Consider the following 15596-nt stretch of genomic DNA (forward strand, 5'->3'; position numbering starts at 1 on the left):
GTTCATAGAACAAAGATAAATAACTCATTGTAAGATTTCAAATAGTATCTTTTTTTGATTTCCATTAGAATCTAGCACACTTAGAACATGTTTTCCTGGGGTAGGAAAGTATTTGATAGTATGAGAGCCGGATGTTTCTCCTAAATATTCATTATCTACATGCCAAAAGAGAGTTTCATTAGCTCGTATAGAAGATGCTTCAAAAACGATAGGCTTCTTTTTTCCATCTAACCCAACTGTACCAATAATTTTATTGTTATACTTTGGATAAATAATAGAGAAATTTTCTTCTAAAGTTGAACTGCAGTCGGGATGAATAGGTGGGATTAATTTATATTCAGGATGGTTCTTTTTATAAAAATAAGCTTGTAAAGGAGGAAGTTCAAACCAGGATACAGTTTTCGTTCTCTTACCTTGTGTACAATTTTGATAATATCTATAATTCTCATCTAAATCAGTTAAAATAGTTCGATGAAAATGACATGCATCTTCTCGTTCCACATTACGATGCGCCCAAACGCTATCAACTTTTACACAATCTAAGGTACTTCTATGTCCACTTTCTTTGCATATACCTATTTTTTCAAGCTCGTCATAAGGCATGTTAAACCATTTTTTTGATTTTTTTAAACGAGAGAAAATATCAAACATAATTGCCCCAGCTGTAGTAGTGCCTATAATAGAAGGTCTTCCTTCTCCTGTTGCATTACCTGCCCAAACAGCTACTACATAATCAGGGGTGCACCCTACAGCCCACGCATCTCTATTCCCATAACTTGTTCCTGTTTTCCATGCAATTCTATGTGAAGATGAAAACTTCTTCCAAGATGATTCCATATACGGTCTATTTACCTCAAGTAATATTTCAAATACTTCATATATTGCACCTGCATCTATGCGAGATGAGGTTTTCATATCTTTTTCATCAATTTTTGATAATTGTGTTTGATATAATTGTATCGTATTCCATGTGGTTGGATTATAAAGGTTAGTTTGATTGTAATAATTTAATGTTTTTACCATTCCTGCATATGCATTAGCAATGTCCCAAAGAGAAGATTCAGCTCCTCCTAATATTAAAGATAGGCCGTAATAATCAGCATTTTTGTTAATTTTATTCTGACCTAAAGCGTGTAATAATTGTAGGAATTTTTCAACACCATACTGTTTTAACAGATATACTGCAGGAACATTTAAGGATTGCGATAGTGCTTCTGCTACACTAATAGCTCCTTTATAACTTTTGTCATAGTTCTGCGGAGAGAATTGATCAAAATACATCGGGATATCTGGTATAAGTTGTTGGTTATGTATCATTCCTTCTTGCATCATTGCGCTATATAGAAAAGGTTTAAGAATGCTTCCTGTACTACGAGGCGCCTGAATAATATCTACATATTTTTGATGGTGATTAGTTTCGGCAGTATTGCCGATATATGTAATGACCTCATTAGACTTTACATCGATGATTAATAAGGAAGCATTATGAATAAAATTCTGATTTAAATTCTTTTGATGTCTTTGCATTAGTTCTGAAAATTCGACCTGTCTTTGATAGAGGAGTGTTGTGTGGATTCGACTACCTTTTTTACCCTCTTGTATAGCCTTTTGAATTAAGTGAGGAGCAAAAGAAGGTAGTTTTTTAGGAGGACCAATAAGTGGTTCTTCCAAACTCAATTCATAAGTAACTTCATCTATTTTACCATAATTGAGTAGGGTTTTCAATACTTTATTTCTCTTTTGAAGTAGTATTTCTTGATTTTTTCCAGGACGTACCAGAGAAGGAGAATTTGGAAGAACTGCTAGGGTAGCCATTTGCGACCAAGATAAATCTTCTGGAGCCTGACCATAATACCTCCATGCTGCAGCTTCTATACCAACAATATTTCCTCCAAAAGGAGCATGAGAAGCGTAGATATTGAGTAATTCTTTTTTTGAATACTTGAATTCAAGGCGAAGTGCCCATATTGCTTCTATAAGTTTATTCCAGAAGTTTCGCTTACCACCACGAGATAGTCGTGCAATCTGCATGGTAATGGTACTTCCTCCACTAACGATTTTTTTGGCTGTATAATTTTCTTTAATTGCTCTTCCTATAGCTTTTACGCTGACTCCCCAATGAGTATAAAAATTGTGATCTTCAAATGCAATAATAGCATCTTTAAATTTTTGTGGAGTTTTCTCTACATCGGGAAAACGCCATTGACCATCATCGGCAATTTTAGCATTGAGTAATTTCCCTTCTTTACTTAGTAAAATGGTACTATGAGGTGCTTTAAATAGGGTTGAAGGTAAACAAAATAAAAAATAGATAAAAAAAGTTAGGAATAACAATAAAAGAATCTTTCTTTTTCGAGATATTTTAAACTTTTTATAAAGATAATATATATTGTTTTTGAGTGACAAAACAGTTTTATAAGTTTAATTATACTTATTGAATTGGCATTTTTAATTGAGCTATACGAAATCCTAAGATAACAAATATTAATATAAGCAGATTTATTAGCCACAATACAGTGTATGAAAAATAACTAATGATATGGGTAGCAACAAATGGCATAACTACAAAAGCCAGCGCTATACTTAATCCTTGGAGGCCCATGTAGGAACCTCTATTTTTTTCTGTAGATCTTTTGGCAGCAACAGTTGACATATAGGGCAAAACCAAAATTTCAGATATACTTAGCATAGCCATTGATATAAAGCAAGAAATGAGGGAAGTATCCCATAAAAACCAAGCAAAGGAAATAAAAAGAGCAATAGTTCCAAATATTAGATTAATATAAACATTGAATTTTTTATCCGTCCAGTGAATAATGGGCATTTCTGTAATAAAAACAACAATTCCATTCGAAGCTAGTATCATTCCAATAATTGCTTGGTTAAATTCCAGATGTTCATAGAACATAGGAAGAATGATTAGAAGTTGAAAAAATACACATGCGTATAGAAAACAGAAGAAACTAAACACTATATACCATTTATCTTTGTATGGAGATCCTTCATTCTCGATGCCAATTAGCTCTTCTTGTTTGAAAATGCTTACATTTCTTGCTTTCCGTTTGAAAAAATACCAGAAAAATACAAATGCTGCTATTAAGCTAGTTAGAGAGTTTCCATAAAACAACCATGTATAGGAGATAGTAGCAAGAAATCCTCCTAAAGCAGGACCAAATGAAAATCCCAAATTGATAGCCATTCTGTTTAAAGAAAAAGAACGGGTAAGGTTTCCTTTTTTTGCATAAGCTACAATGGCAGCAGAGTTTGCAGGGCGGAAACATTCATTTACAAAGCTTAGAATAGTTACTGTTACAGCTACTCCAGAGATACTTGTTAAGGAAGATAGTAAAATAAAAATGGGAGCAGTGAGAAGTAAGCTAAAAAACTGCATATAGAAAGAACCAATTTTATCCGTAAGCCAACCTCCTACAACAGAACCTAATAAACCGCCAATACCAAAACAACTCATGATAATTCCAGCTTGATCTGTTGAAAAATGTAATACAGTAATTAAATATACAGTAAGAAATGGAATAACCATTCCGCCCATTCTATTTAGCAACATTACTAAGGATAACATCCAAGATTCAGATGAGAGTCCTTCAAAAGATGCTTTATATGTAGAAATGATTTGTTTCATAAAAAAAACACAAATATACGTACTCTGTAGCATGGATACTATAGAGATTCTAATTAAATAAATCAGAAGTTGTTATTAAGTGTTATATACAAAAATCGTCAGGTTATTAACAATGTTTTGTTATAAATTTATTCATTCATAATTAACTAATAATCAATTGATTATCTTGTTGTTTTTATAAATATATTCAATTAGGAAAAATAGAGGAGAATTTTAACAAATAAGATAATAATGGTAAGGTGTAATACTATATTTTTGCAGAAATCAATTAATTTAATTTATTATGAAAAAAACAATTTTGAGTTTCGTAGTAGTTGGCTTAGCTATAGCAATTGCTACAGGATGTAAGAAAAAAGAAGGAGATGCTCCTGTATTAACTGGAGAGGCTACAGTTGAGGGGTACATTAAAGCAAATCTAAATTATCGTAATGATACCTTACCTGATGGTACTCCACAAATCATTCGTGAAGGTATTCCAACTAATGTGGTAATCACTTTTGCGATTGATTCTTATGATTTGGAGAAAAACCCTGACCCTTCATTTAATTATGAATGGATTAACAAAACAGTTACTGTAAATGCAGACGGTTTCTATTCTATTAAATTACCAACACCTGCATCTACATACCCAATTCAGGCTATGGTTAAAATTAGTGATTTTGATTATCAACCAATCATAACATCATCTCAAGATACTGATTCTTTGGCTGAGAGACAAGTTTATACTTTCCCTGATCAACCAATTACCATCATAAATGGAGTTAAAACTATTTTTGATTATAATTATTAATAATTAAAGAATAAAATATTATGAAAAAAATAGGATTAATAATACTAACTCTTCCTTTTATGCTGGCTAGCGTTTTTGGACAAGATGAGCAATTCTTGGACAAAAAGGGGAGAGTAGTTTTGCCTGAATCAGGTGATTGGGCATTAGGATTCAATGCCGTTCCAATATTTACTTTTATTGGAAACACATTCAATGGAAGTACGAGTAACAACCACATGGGTAATGATAAATTTGCTGGATTTACTGAAAATACTATATTAGGAAAGTATTTTTTAAGTGATAAAAAAGCAATTCGAGTTAATTTCCGTTTTGGTGTTCATAATAAGAACGTTACTAATGACATCGTTAATGATTTCTTGAACAACCCAGATTCATTAGTGCTCGATAGAGCAAAGTTCAAAACTTCAAATTTTAATTTAGGTTTAGGACACGAATGGAGATTAGGTAAAGGTCGTTTACAAGGAGTTGTTGGGGGAGAGGTATTCTTCCAATATACTTCCTCAGTAAAATCCCAATTTGAATATGGAAATGCTTTTGCTGCTGGAAATGTAACTCCATTAACAACTCTATGGGACCCAAGTGGATTTGCTATTACAGCGAATAGTGTAGGTGAGCGTATTCTTTCTTCCAAAGGAGGAGGGAAATGTGGATTTGGCGCTAGATTATTTGCAGGAGTTGAGTATTTTGTTGCTCCTAAAATCTCTTTAGGTGCTGAATTTGGATGGTATTTAGGCTATTCTCAACAAAGCAAATCTACAGTTACTTATGAAAGATGGAGTACTTTAGACAATGCTAGTTATGAGGTAACTAGAGAAAAATCAGGAAATAAATATTTCGATGCTGATACTGATAACTTTGGTGGAGGTATTTATTTGATTTTCCATTTCCAATAGGAATAAATTTAATTTTAATCAAAAACCACATCGATTCGGTGTGGTTTTTTTTATATTTAACCATTGAATTATTGAATAGCATCATGGGGAACAATCAAAAGAAGATATGTATTGTGGGGGCTGGTGGGTTTGGAAGAGAAGTATATAGTAGTTTTAAAGAGATATATAATCGTGAATTCACCTTTATGGATGATAACCCCGATTTATTAGGGAAAACTATCATGGGAGTACCTGTGATTTCCTTTTCTGAATTTGATGTAAAATTGTATGATGTTGTTATAGCTGTAGGTAATCCTAAGACTAGAGAAGCCATAACAGAGAAACTTCCTTCAAACACAAATTATATAACACTTATTCATTCTACGGCTATTATAATGAATGATAGTGAAATAGGAGAGGGAAGTATTATCACTGCCGGTTGTATTGTTACATGTAATGTTAAAATTGGTAAGCACAGTCACTTAAATCTTCATTCATCAGTAGGGCATGATTGCAGGATAGGTGAGTTTTTTACAACTGCTCCTGGAGCAAGAATCAGTGGAGAATGTGTTATAGGGAATAATGTCTATTTTGGAACAAATGCATGTGTTCGACAAGGTGTGACTATTACGGATGAAACGACCGTTGGAATGGGAGGCATTGTTGTAAAAAACATTGAAAAACAGGGGATATATATTGGTAACCCATTGAAAAGACTAGAAAAATAATTCCTTTTAATCTTTCTTTACTTTAAATTCAGAAGTCTTATGAAATGTGATATCTGGATAATCTTTTTCCGCCATTTGCAATAAAAAAGAGGTTTCTGCTAGAAATACCAAATTACCTTCTTTGTCTTTTGCAATATTCCCCGTTTTAGCTTTCATAAAAGTTTCAATTGCTTGAGGTTTATCTGAAGTTATCCAGCATGCCTTGTGGTAATTGATTGGCATGAAAGAGCATTTAGCACCATATTCATGAATAAGTCGGTATAGTAATACGTCAAACTGCAATTGTCCCACAGTTCCTACAATCTTCCTGCTTCCAGGTTCTTGAAAGAATAATTGAGCTACACCTTCGTCTATTAATTGACGGATTCCTTTGTCTAATTGCTTTGATTTCATAGGATCATCATTCCTTAATTCTTGGAAAAATTCTGGAGAGAAAGAAGGAATACCTATATAATTAAAATCTTTTCCTTCGGTTAAGGTATCACCAATTTTAAAATTACCCGTGTCGTATAATCCAATAACATCGCCCGGATAAGCTTCTTCAACCACACTTTTGTCTTGAGCCATAAAAGAAGTCGGGTTAGAAAACCTCATCTTTTTATCGTGACGTACATGTTTGTAAAATGTATTTCTTTCAAATTTTCCAGAAACAATACGTAAAAATGCTATTCTATCTCTGTGATTTGGGTCTAAGTTTGCATGAATTTTAAAAACAAATCCTGAAAAATTAGGATCACTTGGTTCAATAAATCCTTTATCAGTCTCTCTTTTCTGTGGAAATGGAGAGATTTCTGTAAATGTATCCAGTAATTCCTTTACTCCAAAATTATTCACAGCACTTCCAAAAAAAACGGGTGCAATTTCACCACTTAAATAATCAGTTCTTTGAAATGGATCGTAAACACCATCCACTAAATCTACATCTTCTCGCAACTGATCGGCAAACTTTTCTCCTATAATATTATTTAATGAAAGGTCATTTAGATCTTTGAATTGAACAACATCTTCACTGATTTTAGTTTTACTAGCTTGAAAAAGATTTAATTCTTTTTTATACATATTATAAACCCCTTTGAATTCATCTCCCATACCGATAGGCCAGGTGAGGGGTCTCACTTTAATATCTAGTTTGGATTCAATTTCATCTAATAATTCAAACGCGTCCTTACCGTAACGATCCATTTTATTGATGTAAACAATTACGGGTGTATCACGCATTCGACAAACTTCCATAAGTTTTTCTGTTTGACTTTCAACACCATTCGCACTATCTATAACTAGAATAACGCTATCAACTGCTGTAAGTGTTCTATAAGTATCTTCTGCAAAGTCTTTATGTCCAGGGGTATCTAGGATATTGATATGTAATCCATTGTAATCAAAAGCCATTACAGATGTTGCTACAGAAATTCCACGTTGTTTTTCAATTTCCATGAAATCTGATGTGGCTGTTTTTTTAATTTTATTGCTTTTAACAGCTCCTGCGGATTGAATAGCACCACCAAATAGTAATAATTTCTCTGTTAGTGTGGTTTTACCTGCATCGGGGTGAGCAATAATCCCAAACGTTCTTCTTCTCTCAATTTCTTGTTGGACTGTCATATCAATTTCCTTCTTCTAAAAATGACGACAAAGATAATGAGTTTTTGTAGAGTTAACCCGTTGTGCATTTACAAAAATTAATTAAATCAATAATCTCTACTATATATGAATTATGCTTAATCTGAAAGGATGTAAGAAAATAGGAATTATTTATAAAAAAGACCCCGAGCAACCAAGGTTCTCGGGGTGACAATTGTTAGGGACTACTATCGGTCGGCTTTGCCGACCGCCCTGTCCTATCTATATATTGTCACCCCGACGGACGAAGGAGTGTCGGGGCCTAAGATTTTATCCTGCATTTTAGCTAAATGCACAACGGGTTGTAGAGTTAATAAATAGTTCTGTTTAGATATTGAATTTTTACACATTCATCCGAAAGTTTTTAAAAATCTTGATAATTCCTTCTATATCTTAGTAAAATCGTCATTATATCGGGTTTTATTGAGAAAATAAGTCATATTGATCAAATATTTTAGGAGGTTTATCTCTTTTAATTTTCTTAGCGCCTTCAGAAATTGAGTCACACACATAATTCAAGGAGAGATAAAAAGGTAAACAAATTCTGATTTTTTCGACAAAATTAGAGAATGACTGTACTTTCTTTTTTGTGGTTCTACGAATCAATTCAAGTATAAGATATGAAATTAGAGCAATGTAAATTTGTGATTTTACAGCATTTTCACTCGTTCCAATAAATGTCTTTAATTGTAGATTTTGTTTAATTGCTTTGAAAAAGAGTTCAATATCCCATCGTTTCTTATACAAATCAGCGATTGTCCTAGCTTTCCATTCTAATTGATTTGTTATAATTTCAATTACTTTGTTTTCATCTGGTTTGTAAACATGTACTAATCTCAAATAATGCTGGTCGATACCACAATCTTTCGATTTCTGACCAGAAAGTTTGATAATTTCATCTTTTAAGATATCTTGATCATCGACTTCGGGTAATTCTATTTCTTGAATGGTTTCATAAACAGTGTTGTTTTTTATTCTTGTAACAAAAACATTTTCTGCTTGTATTCGATTTAACATTAATTGAAAATCAAAATAGCCTCTGTCCTCAACGATTATGGTGTTTTTTGGAAAAATAAGTTGAGATAAACCATAGCGATCATGCATTTTGGCTTCAGTTATATTTATCATATCAGGAATCATTAAATAATCATCCCAACAAGTGTGGATTTTAATTCCTCCTTTAGCTGTCCGAAATTTTGCCCAATCAAACATCGATAAACAGAGGCTAATTGTGGTGCTATCAATGAGTTTAATTTTTTGGTCTTTAATTTCCTCAATGATTTTGCTTTGATGTTTAGTTGCTAAAATGCGTTCATAGTGTTTTAAGAGTCTAAAATATAGCGTTTCATAGATTTTCCAATTCCGCTTTTTATTACCGTCGCTCATTGTTGAACGTGCAGGACTTTGTAATAAGCCTAAGTCCTTAATATACGTCTCATTCACACCTAAACCAATAGAAATATCGCTTAATGTTAAACATTTATTCAGCTGTCCGAAAGTCATTGCCACAAACTGGTCGTAAGTTTTATATTTACTACAGCCTTTGTCACCTTGAAACTGTTTGGAGCAAGCCTCCAACATCCAACGAGGTACGAAATCTATTATTTGGCGAATTAAAGGTTTGTTATTATTTTTGCATCGTCTGAAAAGTCCCATAAAATTTGTTTTTTAGTCGAAACCAAAAATAAAGGATTTTTCAGACATTTTTTTAAATTTCAAACTTTCGGATAGTTGTGGAATTTTTATTAAAAGCCATGAAATATTTTGTGAAAATATCCTCATATTCAATATTTAAGTTTACATTTACATCTTTAATTTTTAAATATTTATTATGCCAACAGGAAAAGTGAAATTTTTCAATAATGAAAAAGGCTTTGGTTTTATTACTTCAGATCAAGACGGAAGTGATGTTTTCGTTCATATCAGCGGATTAACTGATAAAATTCGTGAAAATGATCAAGTTGAATTTGAAGTTTCAGAAGGAAAGAAAGGATTGAATGCTGTTAATGTAAAGGTTATCAAGTAATATTTTTTCAGTACAAAATAAAGGCTGCCAATTGGCAGCCTTTATTGTTTAATAGAATTAAACTTCTAATTATTTAGCATTTCTCTAGCTGTTGCTATAGATTTAGGAAAAAGTATATTATTCTCTAAATGTATATGTAGATGTAAATCTTCTTCAAATTCCTGTATCATAGCTAAAGTAACTCTGTATGTGTTACATCCGTCTTCTGGAACAGTGAACCCATTGGTAAGAGCTGATATTTGTCTGAAATGTTCTCCTTCATCATCATGCTCTTTTAAGAATGTTTCAATTTGAGTCTTAACAGAGGCTAAAACTTGTGCATCCATTTTTTCCCCTTTTCGCTCAGCATCAACCATTTTTCTAATTTTTGGAAAATAAGTAAGCTCTTCTTTTTTCATGTGCATAGCTAAATTACCTGCTGAAAGGTTAAATAATTCATTCACTTTTGCTAATTCAGGGTGTCTTTCACCATGCACTCTAGTAATCTTGTCTAAATAAGGCTTAATCTCTAAACTCTTTGTTTCCACATAACGATGGTGAGTCTTTTCAATATAGTCAGCCAATAAATCCAATGGCCATGTGGTGTAGTCAATAGTTCTACCACCTGCTTGATTAGGCACGTCTTTTAGTTGCGTTAGTAATTCGTCTGTATTAATATTGTCTTTCGCACAAGCATCACCAATACTACGATTTCCATTACAACAAAAATCAATTCCAAATTTTTTAAATACTGAAGCGGCTTTGTAATCAGCTGTAACTACATCTCCAATAATTGTGTCTTTTGTTATTTCCATATCTTTATTATTGATTTATTATTTCCACCTTATTTGCTACAAAATTAGTAAATAAAAGATGATCGTATCCTTATTACAATTGAAAATGAGATTTGTTTACAAAAGAGACAAATCAACAGATTTAATTTATAGATAAAATCTTAATATCGTACACTAGAATACTATTCTCAGGAATTAATTCTGTATGTTTTTTTCCGTATGCTAATTGAGGTGGTAAGATAATTTGTATAATACCTTGCGATTTAAGCATCATTAAAGCATCCTGCCAACCTGCGATGAGTTGATTTACCTTTAAATTTAACGGATCACTTTCATCAACTACTTGAAAGGTATTTCCATCTAAAAAATATCCCTTGTAGGCAAAAGAAACCTGGTCTTGGTATTGAATAAACTCCTCTCCAACTCCTTCATTTAAGATGTTGTAATACATTCCTGATTCATTCTTTTCAAAATGCAATCCATTTTTTTGAATATAATGTTGAATTTGTTGGTCGAAGTTCTGTAATTCTTTTTCAGAATATGTCCCACAGCTTGTTAGCAAGATAAAAGTCAACAGAAATAAGAACCAGATTCTCATACGATATTTACATTTTAATAGGAGTAAGCGTATATCCTGCATTTTTTAGTAATTGAATAACTCCTTTTTCTCCTCCTAAATGTCCAGCACCGACAGCAATAAATGCTTTTTTATTTTTAATTATTTTTTGTATTGGTTTAATCCAATTAGCATTACGCTTATTTAAAAAGGTTTCTTCAAATTCTTCTGAATTTGTATCTGATTTTGCAATAAAATCGTGAATTTCATCGATATTTTGACCAAGATAAATCTCAATTAATTTTCGAGAATTATATGCACTATCATCGTTGTTACTTCCTCTAATTGTACTCATAATCATTTTTACTTGTTGATCATTAGCCATATTATTAATAAATCCCAGTTGTTCTTCGATAGTTTCTAATCCGTCAACTGGAATTTGATTTTGTTTAGCTAATGTTTCAAATGTTAGTTCATAACTTTCAGGATTCTCGCCAAATTCATTTTTTGACAACAATTGTAGCAATACAAACGGTTTCATGCCGCTTAATGATTTTCTCATTTTTGTTTCATCCATACCTAAATTGGCTTGTGCATATTGAAATAAGGTATCCAACTGTTCTTTACTAAAGAAGTCGTCAAACAAATTTCCAGAATCCAGCATCATTAAGTTCATACCTTTCATTTGTTCAGAAATACCACCAATTTCCATAACTAATAATTCAGAATGTAGCAGTTTTTCTTTGAGGGATTCAGGGAAATAAAAATCTTCTTTTGGCATCATGTGCATAGTTCCAAAAATATAGCAAGGTGACTTCACCTTTTTTCCTGAAATTTCCCAAAGTAGGGAAGATGTGATTTCGTTTTGTGCAAAAGAAGAAAATCCGAATACAATAAATAATGTAACAACAAATAATTTTTTCATACTAACTTTTTTAATTCCATTAAGAATGAAGGTCCGTCCTTTCCTATGATTTTATGATCTAAACCAGCATCTTTAGCGCATTTTTTAAAATTTTCAGCATCTAAATATATCCAGTCAAACCAACCGCTTTCTATTTCTTTATAATGCATATTAAACTTGAATTCTCCGTAATACTGGGCATTTAAATCAAACCACGTTCCACCTTCATCGTCTTCATAAAAATATTTAACATCTGTGGATTCACAAAGGATTTTTCCATTAGGTGTTAAAAGCCCTGATAAATGACGTAAAAATGGGGTTATTTGGACAAGCGTACCTGCAATCCCAATCCCATTCATAAGCAAAAGTATGGTGTCATACTTTCCATGATTGAAGTTTAAAATAGGAGAGAGGTAATGATGCGCTTGAGGTAAAGTTTCTTTTAAGTAGGTGTGGGCGCCTTGACTTACTTCTACAGTTGTTACCTCATATCCTTGAGAGGCAAGGTGTTTAGCGTGTGGACCAGCAGCCGCGCCAATATCTAAAACGTGTCCAACACAATTCTTTATAGCTAATTTCTCTAATTTTGGAAAAGAAGTAAATCCTCTAAATAAATAATCAATAGGAATGACATCATCTTCCATGAGATTTGATGAAACAATGATATCCGTATTGTGTTGTTTAGCATGGTAGTCTAGAATAGCATTACCAATTGGATCAGTTGAATTCATACTTAAAAATCGTATTCGTCATAACCTCCTAAATCCATATCATCGTATCCATCTTCAAAGTCGTTATCGAAATCATCGTCAAAATCATCTCCAAATTCTAAATCATCTTGCGGATTATAATCTGTATCAAAATTCATTTCATTCATAGTTTGAGGTCCATGCTTTTTGTTTTTATCCGGGATTTCTCCAACTTTCATTAAAACCTTAGGTGATACTACATTATCTTTTGTGACTCCACTTAATTCAATCAAAAATATCCACATCTTAAGGAAATCATACACTAAAATAAAGCGTTGGTTCAAAGATTCAATTTTATCTTTAATTTGAATATCTCTCATTTCTTGGGGAGATTCTTCATTTTCCTTTGTATCAAAGGACATATCCATTAGGGTAATTTCCTCGCCCTTATCCCAATCATCATTACTGACATAAAAGGAAGCCATTTGATCATTAGGTAAATCAAATGCTTGCAATAAGGAAGTATAAAACTCCTCAAATGTGTGATCTTCATTTACCAAAATCTCTCTAAATATCTCTGTTGTGGATATACTGTCTAATAATATTCTAAATTTTAACCCTGCCATAATATATATAATTAACTAAGGTAATAAATCAAATCTTTTTAATCCTAATTTCTCTCCTAATTTCAACATCATTTGAAATGCCTCATCGTAATCATTTTGAATGATCCCCTCTAAGACTGCCTCTTTAATCTCCTTTTTAATAATTCCTATCTCACTTCCAGAGCTAATATTAAAAGTTTTCATAATAATATCGCCATTGATTGGCGGTTGGAAATTTCGAACTCTATCGTTTTCTTCAACGGTTTTTAATTTTTCCTCTACTATTTCAAAGTTCTTTTTATACTTCCTTACTTTAAATTCATTTTTGGAGGTTATATCCGCATTGCACAAGGTCATTAAATCGTTGATATCATCTCCTGCTTCATTTAATAGTCTTCTGATGGCAGAGTCTGTTACATCTCCATGCACCAATGCAATAGGACGTAAATGAAGGCGTACGAGATTCTGTACATACTTCATTTTATGATCCATAGGGAGTTTTAGCCGTCTAAATATTTTAGGAACCATTTTAGCACCTAAATCCTCATGTCCATGGAAAGTCCAACCAATAGATTCATTGTACCGTTTTGTTGGAGGTTTTGCAATGTCATGAAGAATCGCAGCCCATCTCAACCAAAGATTATCTGTGTGTTCAGATATATTATCTAAAACTTCCAGTGTGTGATAAAAATTATCTTTATGTGAATGATTATTAATAGTTTCAATACCAGCCAAATCTACCATTTCTGGAAAAAATTGATGCAGTAATTGAGTAGAATATAACAATTTGAATCCACGAGAAGGTTCTTTGCTAAGAATAATCTTATTCAACTCATCTACAATTCGTTCCATAGAAATTATTTGTAGGCGAGATGCATTTTCTTTAATAGCTTTTAAACTATTTGCCTCAATCTTAAAGCCCAATTGTGAAGCAAATCGAATGGCACGCATCATTCGCAAAGGATCGTCGCTATAAGTGATGTGTGGATCTAGTGGTGTTCTGATAATTTCCTTGTCTAAATCAGCTAAGCCATCAAAAGGGTCTAATAGCTCTCCAAAGGTATCTTTATGTAAACTCAACGCTAACGCATTAATAGTAAAGTCCCTTCTTTTTTGGTCATCATCTAATGTGCCATTCTCAACAATTGGTTTTCTAGAATCGTTTCGGTATGACTCTTTTCTAGCTCCTACGAATTCTATGTCTAGGTCTTTATACACAAAGTGTGCAGTCCCAAAATTTTTAAATTGTGTCAAGTTTTTTACTCTTAGTTTCTCAGAAACTAATTTGGCTAATTCTAATCCATCCCCAACAACAACAATATCAATATCTTTGGAAGGTCTATCTAGCAATAAATCTCGTACAAATCCACCAATAACATAGGATTGTAATTTTTTTTCTGTAACGATCTCACTTGTTACCTTGAAAACTGGGTGTGTTAATTTGTCGCTGTAATTTTTTGCCATTTCGGGTGCAAATATAATGGACTTATAGAAATAAATCTAACTTTTTATCCATCCATACACCCCTTTATACTTGAAATTGGTGTAATTGATTACTAAGCTTTGCTCTTCGGCTATGCCGCTAAATAGAAGTACAAACTGCCATCCATCGTGGTTATATAAAGTTTTATATACAGCACCTTCATTATAATGAATTATAAAGTTTGAAGAACTCCAATTTAGGTATGCATCTTTTTCTACAACAGCAGGTGACCATCTGACTTCTGTTTTTTGAGTTAAAATATGATATTCAGGAGTGAATTTAACTTTTTCAGGAAAGAAGGGGCCAACCATATCTCCAGAATCTCTTCCTATGAAAAAGCGATTACTTGTGTGAATATCCCCATTAATTCTTCGAATTGTATGAATATTATGGCTAGCACTTCTGCAGCATGGATATTCATGTACAAATAAGATTATTTCTTGTGTGAAAGGCTGTACCTTATAAGCGACTAACTTTCCTACACTATTGAATATTTGTCGATTGAATTTCTCTTTCTTCAAATCATATATTTCAACGTATTCTCTTTCATCTGAACTTTCTCTCAGTCCCATAAAGAGTAGGAGAGTATCCCCACCCTTATCAAACTGAATATAATACCATTGATTTTGAAACCTATTCCAATAATTTGTGAATTCATTGGTGGAAGTTGTAAAGTCATGAGCCAATTCAGTATAATTATATAAATCATGCACTTTATTGATAATAGAAGGGGCTTTGAATAATATACTATCAAAGTTGGTTTTCCCTTTATTTACAAACACTTCTTGAGGGATATTTACTAATGAAGGATTTTCTTGTGTTAACCCCAAACAAGAGAAACTTAAGAATATATAAACTATATATTTTTTCATAACTACAATTAAAAAAGGAGCTTGAACACTCCTTTTTT

Annotated in this window: 15 protein-coding genes; 4 read left to right on the plus strand and 11 right to left on the minus strand. The window is 32.4% G+C overall.

Annotation, left to right across the window (positions count from 1 at the left end; all coding sequences use genetic code 11):
- Nucleotides 1-24 precede the first annotated feature (24 nt).
- Both pbpC and M9897_08060 read right to left on the minus strand, forming a co-directional pair.
- Nucleotides 25-2334, minus strand: a complete 2310-nt coding sequence (pbpC, locus tag M9897_08055; protein ID MCO5268832.1) for a penicillin-binding protein 1C — start codon at nucleotides 2332-2334, stop codon at nucleotides 25-27.
- Between the two features lie 97 nt (nucleotides 2335-2431).
- The gene (locus M9897_08060) at nucleotides 2432-3640 is read right to left on the minus strand and encodes an MFS transporter (GenBank protein MCO5268833.1); all 1209 of its coding nucleotides are present in this window, start codon (nucleotides 3638-3640) and stop codon (nucleotides 2432-2434) included.
- A 283-nt stretch (nucleotides 3641-3923) separates the two neighbouring features.
- On the opposite strand from M9897_08060, the gene M9897_08065 reads away from it, so the two are divergent.
- From M9897_08065 to M9897_08075, 3 genes are read left to right on the plus strand one after another with little or no spacing between them, the layout of a single operon-like run.
- Nucleotides 3924-4430 (plus strand): hypothetical protein, encoded by a 507-nt coding sequence (locus tag M9897_08065; GenBank protein MCO5268834.1) that lies wholly within the window; start codon nucleotides 3924-3926, stop codon nucleotides 4428-4430.
- A gap of 20 nt (nucleotides 4431-4450) precedes the next feature.
- A complete protein-coding gene (locus M9897_08070) occupies nucleotides 4451-5323 on the plus strand; it encodes a hypothetical protein (protein ID MCO5268835.1) in 873 nt (290 codons plus the stop codon).
- Between the two features lie 38 nt (nucleotides 5324-5361).
- Nucleotides 5362-6030: an acetyltransferase gene (locus M9897_08075; protein MCO5268836.1), complete on the plus strand. Its 669-nt coding sequence runs from the start codon at nucleotides 5362-5364 to the stop codon at nucleotides 6028-6030.
- Nucleotides 6031-6036: 6 nt separating this feature from the next.
- Here the strand turns inward: M9897_08075 and M9897_08080 are convergent, their stop codons facing one another.
- Together M9897_08080 and M9897_08085 are read right to left on the minus strand one after the other, a co-directional pair.
- On the minus strand, nucleotides 6037-7632 hold the full coding sequence (locus M9897_08080) for a peptide chain release factor 3 (protein ID MCO5268837.1): 1596 nt from the start codon (nucleotides 7630-7632) through the stop codon (nucleotides 6037-6039).
- A 438-nt stretch (nucleotides 7633-8070) separates the two neighbouring features.
- The gene (locus tag M9897_08085; GenBank protein MCO5268838.1) at nucleotides 8071-9306 is read right to left on the minus strand and encodes an IS4 family transposase; all 1236 of its coding nucleotides are present in this window, start codon (nucleotides 9304-9306) and stop codon (nucleotides 8071-8073) included.
- A 175-nt stretch (nucleotides 9307-9481) separates the two neighbouring features.
- Here M9897_08085 and M9897_08090 point away from each other — a divergent pair, with 175 nt between their 5' ends.
- Nucleotides 9482-9676, plus strand: a complete 195-nt coding sequence (locus tag M9897_08090) for a cold shock domain-containing protein (protein MCO5268839.1) — start codon at nucleotides 9482-9484, stop codon at nucleotides 9674-9676.
- A 65-nt stretch (nucleotides 9677-9741) separates the two neighbouring features.
- Here M9897_08090 and ric read toward each other — a convergent pair whose 3' ends face one another.
- From ric to M9897_08125, 7 genes are all read right to left on the minus strand, one after another.
- Nucleotides 9742-10470 (minus strand): iron-sulfur cluster repair di-iron protein, encoded by a 729-nt coding sequence (gene ric / locus M9897_08095; GenBank protein MCO5268840.1) that lies wholly within the window; start codon nucleotides 10468-10470, stop codon nucleotides 9742-9744.
- 121 nt (nucleotides 10471-10591) lie between these two features.
- Entirely contained in the window at nucleotides 10592-11047 is a 456-nt protein-coding gene (locus tag M9897_08100) for an FKBP-type peptidyl-prolyl cis-trans isomerase (GenBank protein MCO5268841.1), read from the minus strand.
- Between the two features lie 7 nt (nucleotides 11048-11054).
- Nucleotides 11055-11930: a TraB/GumN family protein gene (locus tag M9897_08105; GenBank protein MCO5268842.1), complete on the minus strand. Its 876-nt coding sequence runs from the start codon at nucleotides 11928-11930 to the stop codon at nucleotides 11055-11057.
- Nucleotides 11927-12640 carry a class I SAM-dependent methyltransferase gene (locus tag M9897_08110; protein MCO5268843.1) on the minus strand — a complete coding sequence of 238 codons (714 nt, stop codon included), beginning with the start codon at nucleotides 12638-12640 and terminating at the stop codon, nucleotides 11927-11929. The genes M9897_08105 and M9897_08110 overlap by 4 nt, the downstream gene beginning before the upstream one ends.
- A gap of 2 nt (nucleotides 12641-12642) precedes the next feature.
- Nucleotides 12643-13224, minus strand: a complete 582-nt coding sequence (locus M9897_08115; GenBank protein ID MCO5268844.1) for a plasmid pRiA4b ORF-3 family protein — start codon at nucleotides 13222-13224, stop codon at nucleotides 12643-12645.
- Nucleotides 13225-13239: 15 nt separating this feature from the next.
- Nucleotides 13240-14667 carry a CCA tRNA nucleotidyltransferase gene (locus tag M9897_08120; GenBank protein MCO5268845.1) on the minus strand — a complete coding sequence of 476 codons (1428 nt, stop codon included), beginning with the start codon at nucleotides 14665-14667 and terminating at the stop codon, nucleotides 13240-13242.
- Between the two features lie 36 nt (nucleotides 14668-14703).
- Entirely contained in the window at nucleotides 14704-15558 is an 855-nt protein-coding gene (locus M9897_08125; protein MCO5268846.1) for a hypothetical protein, read from the minus strand.
- Nucleotides 15559-15596 lie beyond the last annotated feature (38 nt).

It is taken from the genome of Brumimicrobium sp., from assembly GCA_023957385.1.
Lineage (GTDB): Bacteria > Bacteroidota > Bacteroidia > Flavobacteriales_D > Crocinitomicaceae > Brumimicrobium.

What these genes read in the sequence shown, in the direction of transcription:
- M9897_08115 (MCO5268844.1), bottom strand. Translation starts at nt 13,224, where the DNA reads ATGGCAGGGTTAAAATTTAGAATATTATTAGACAGTATATCCACAACA.
- M9897_08105 (MCO5268842.1), bottom strand. Translation starts at nt 11,930, where the DNA reads ATGAAAAAATTATTTGTTGTTACATTATTTATTGTATTCGGATTTTCT.
- M9897_08060 (MCO5268833.1), bottom strand. Translation starts at nt 3,640, where the DNA reads ATGAAACAAATCATTTCTACATATAAAGCATCTTTTGAAGGACTCTCA.
- M9897_08090 (MCO5268839.1), top strand. Translation starts at nt 9,482, where the DNA reads ATGCCAACAGGAAAAGTGAAATTTTTCAATAATGAAAAAGGCTTTGGT.
- M9897_08125 (MCO5268846.1), bottom strand. Translation starts at nt 15,558, where the DNA reads ATGAAAAAATATATAGTTTATATATTCTTAAGTTTCTCTTGTTTGGGG.
- M9897_08110 (MCO5268843.1), bottom strand. Translation starts at nt 12,640, where the DNA reads ATGAATTCAACTGATCCAATTGGTAATGCTATTCTAGACTACCATGCT.
- M9897_08070 (MCO5268835.1), top strand. Translation starts at nt 4,451, where the DNA reads ATGAAAAAAATAGGATTAATAATACTAACTCTTCCTTTTATGCTGGCT.
- M9897_08085 (MCO5268838.1), bottom strand. Translation starts at nt 9,306, where the DNA reads ATGGGACTTTTCAGACGATGCAAAAATAATAACAAACCTTTAATTCGC.
- M9897_08100 (MCO5268841.1), bottom strand. Translation starts at nt 11,047, where the DNA reads ATGAGAATCTGGTTCTTATTTCTGTTGACTTTTATCTTGCTAACAAGC.
- M9897_08080 (MCO5268837.1), bottom strand. Translation starts at nt 7,632, where the DNA reads ATGACAGTCCAACAAGAAATTGAGAGAAGAAGAACGTTTGGGATTATT.
- M9897_08065 (MCO5268834.1), top strand. Translation starts at nt 3,924, where the DNA reads ATGAAAAAAACAATTTTGAGTTTCGTAGTAGTTGGCTTAGCTATAGCA.
- ric (MCO5268840.1), bottom strand. Translation starts at nt 10,470, where the DNA reads ATGGAAATAACAAAAGACACAATTATTGGAGATGTAGTTACAGCTGAT.
- M9897_08120 (MCO5268845.1), bottom strand. Translation starts at nt 14,667, where the DNA reads ATGGCAAAAAATTACAGCGACAAATTAACACACCCAGTTTTCAAGGTA.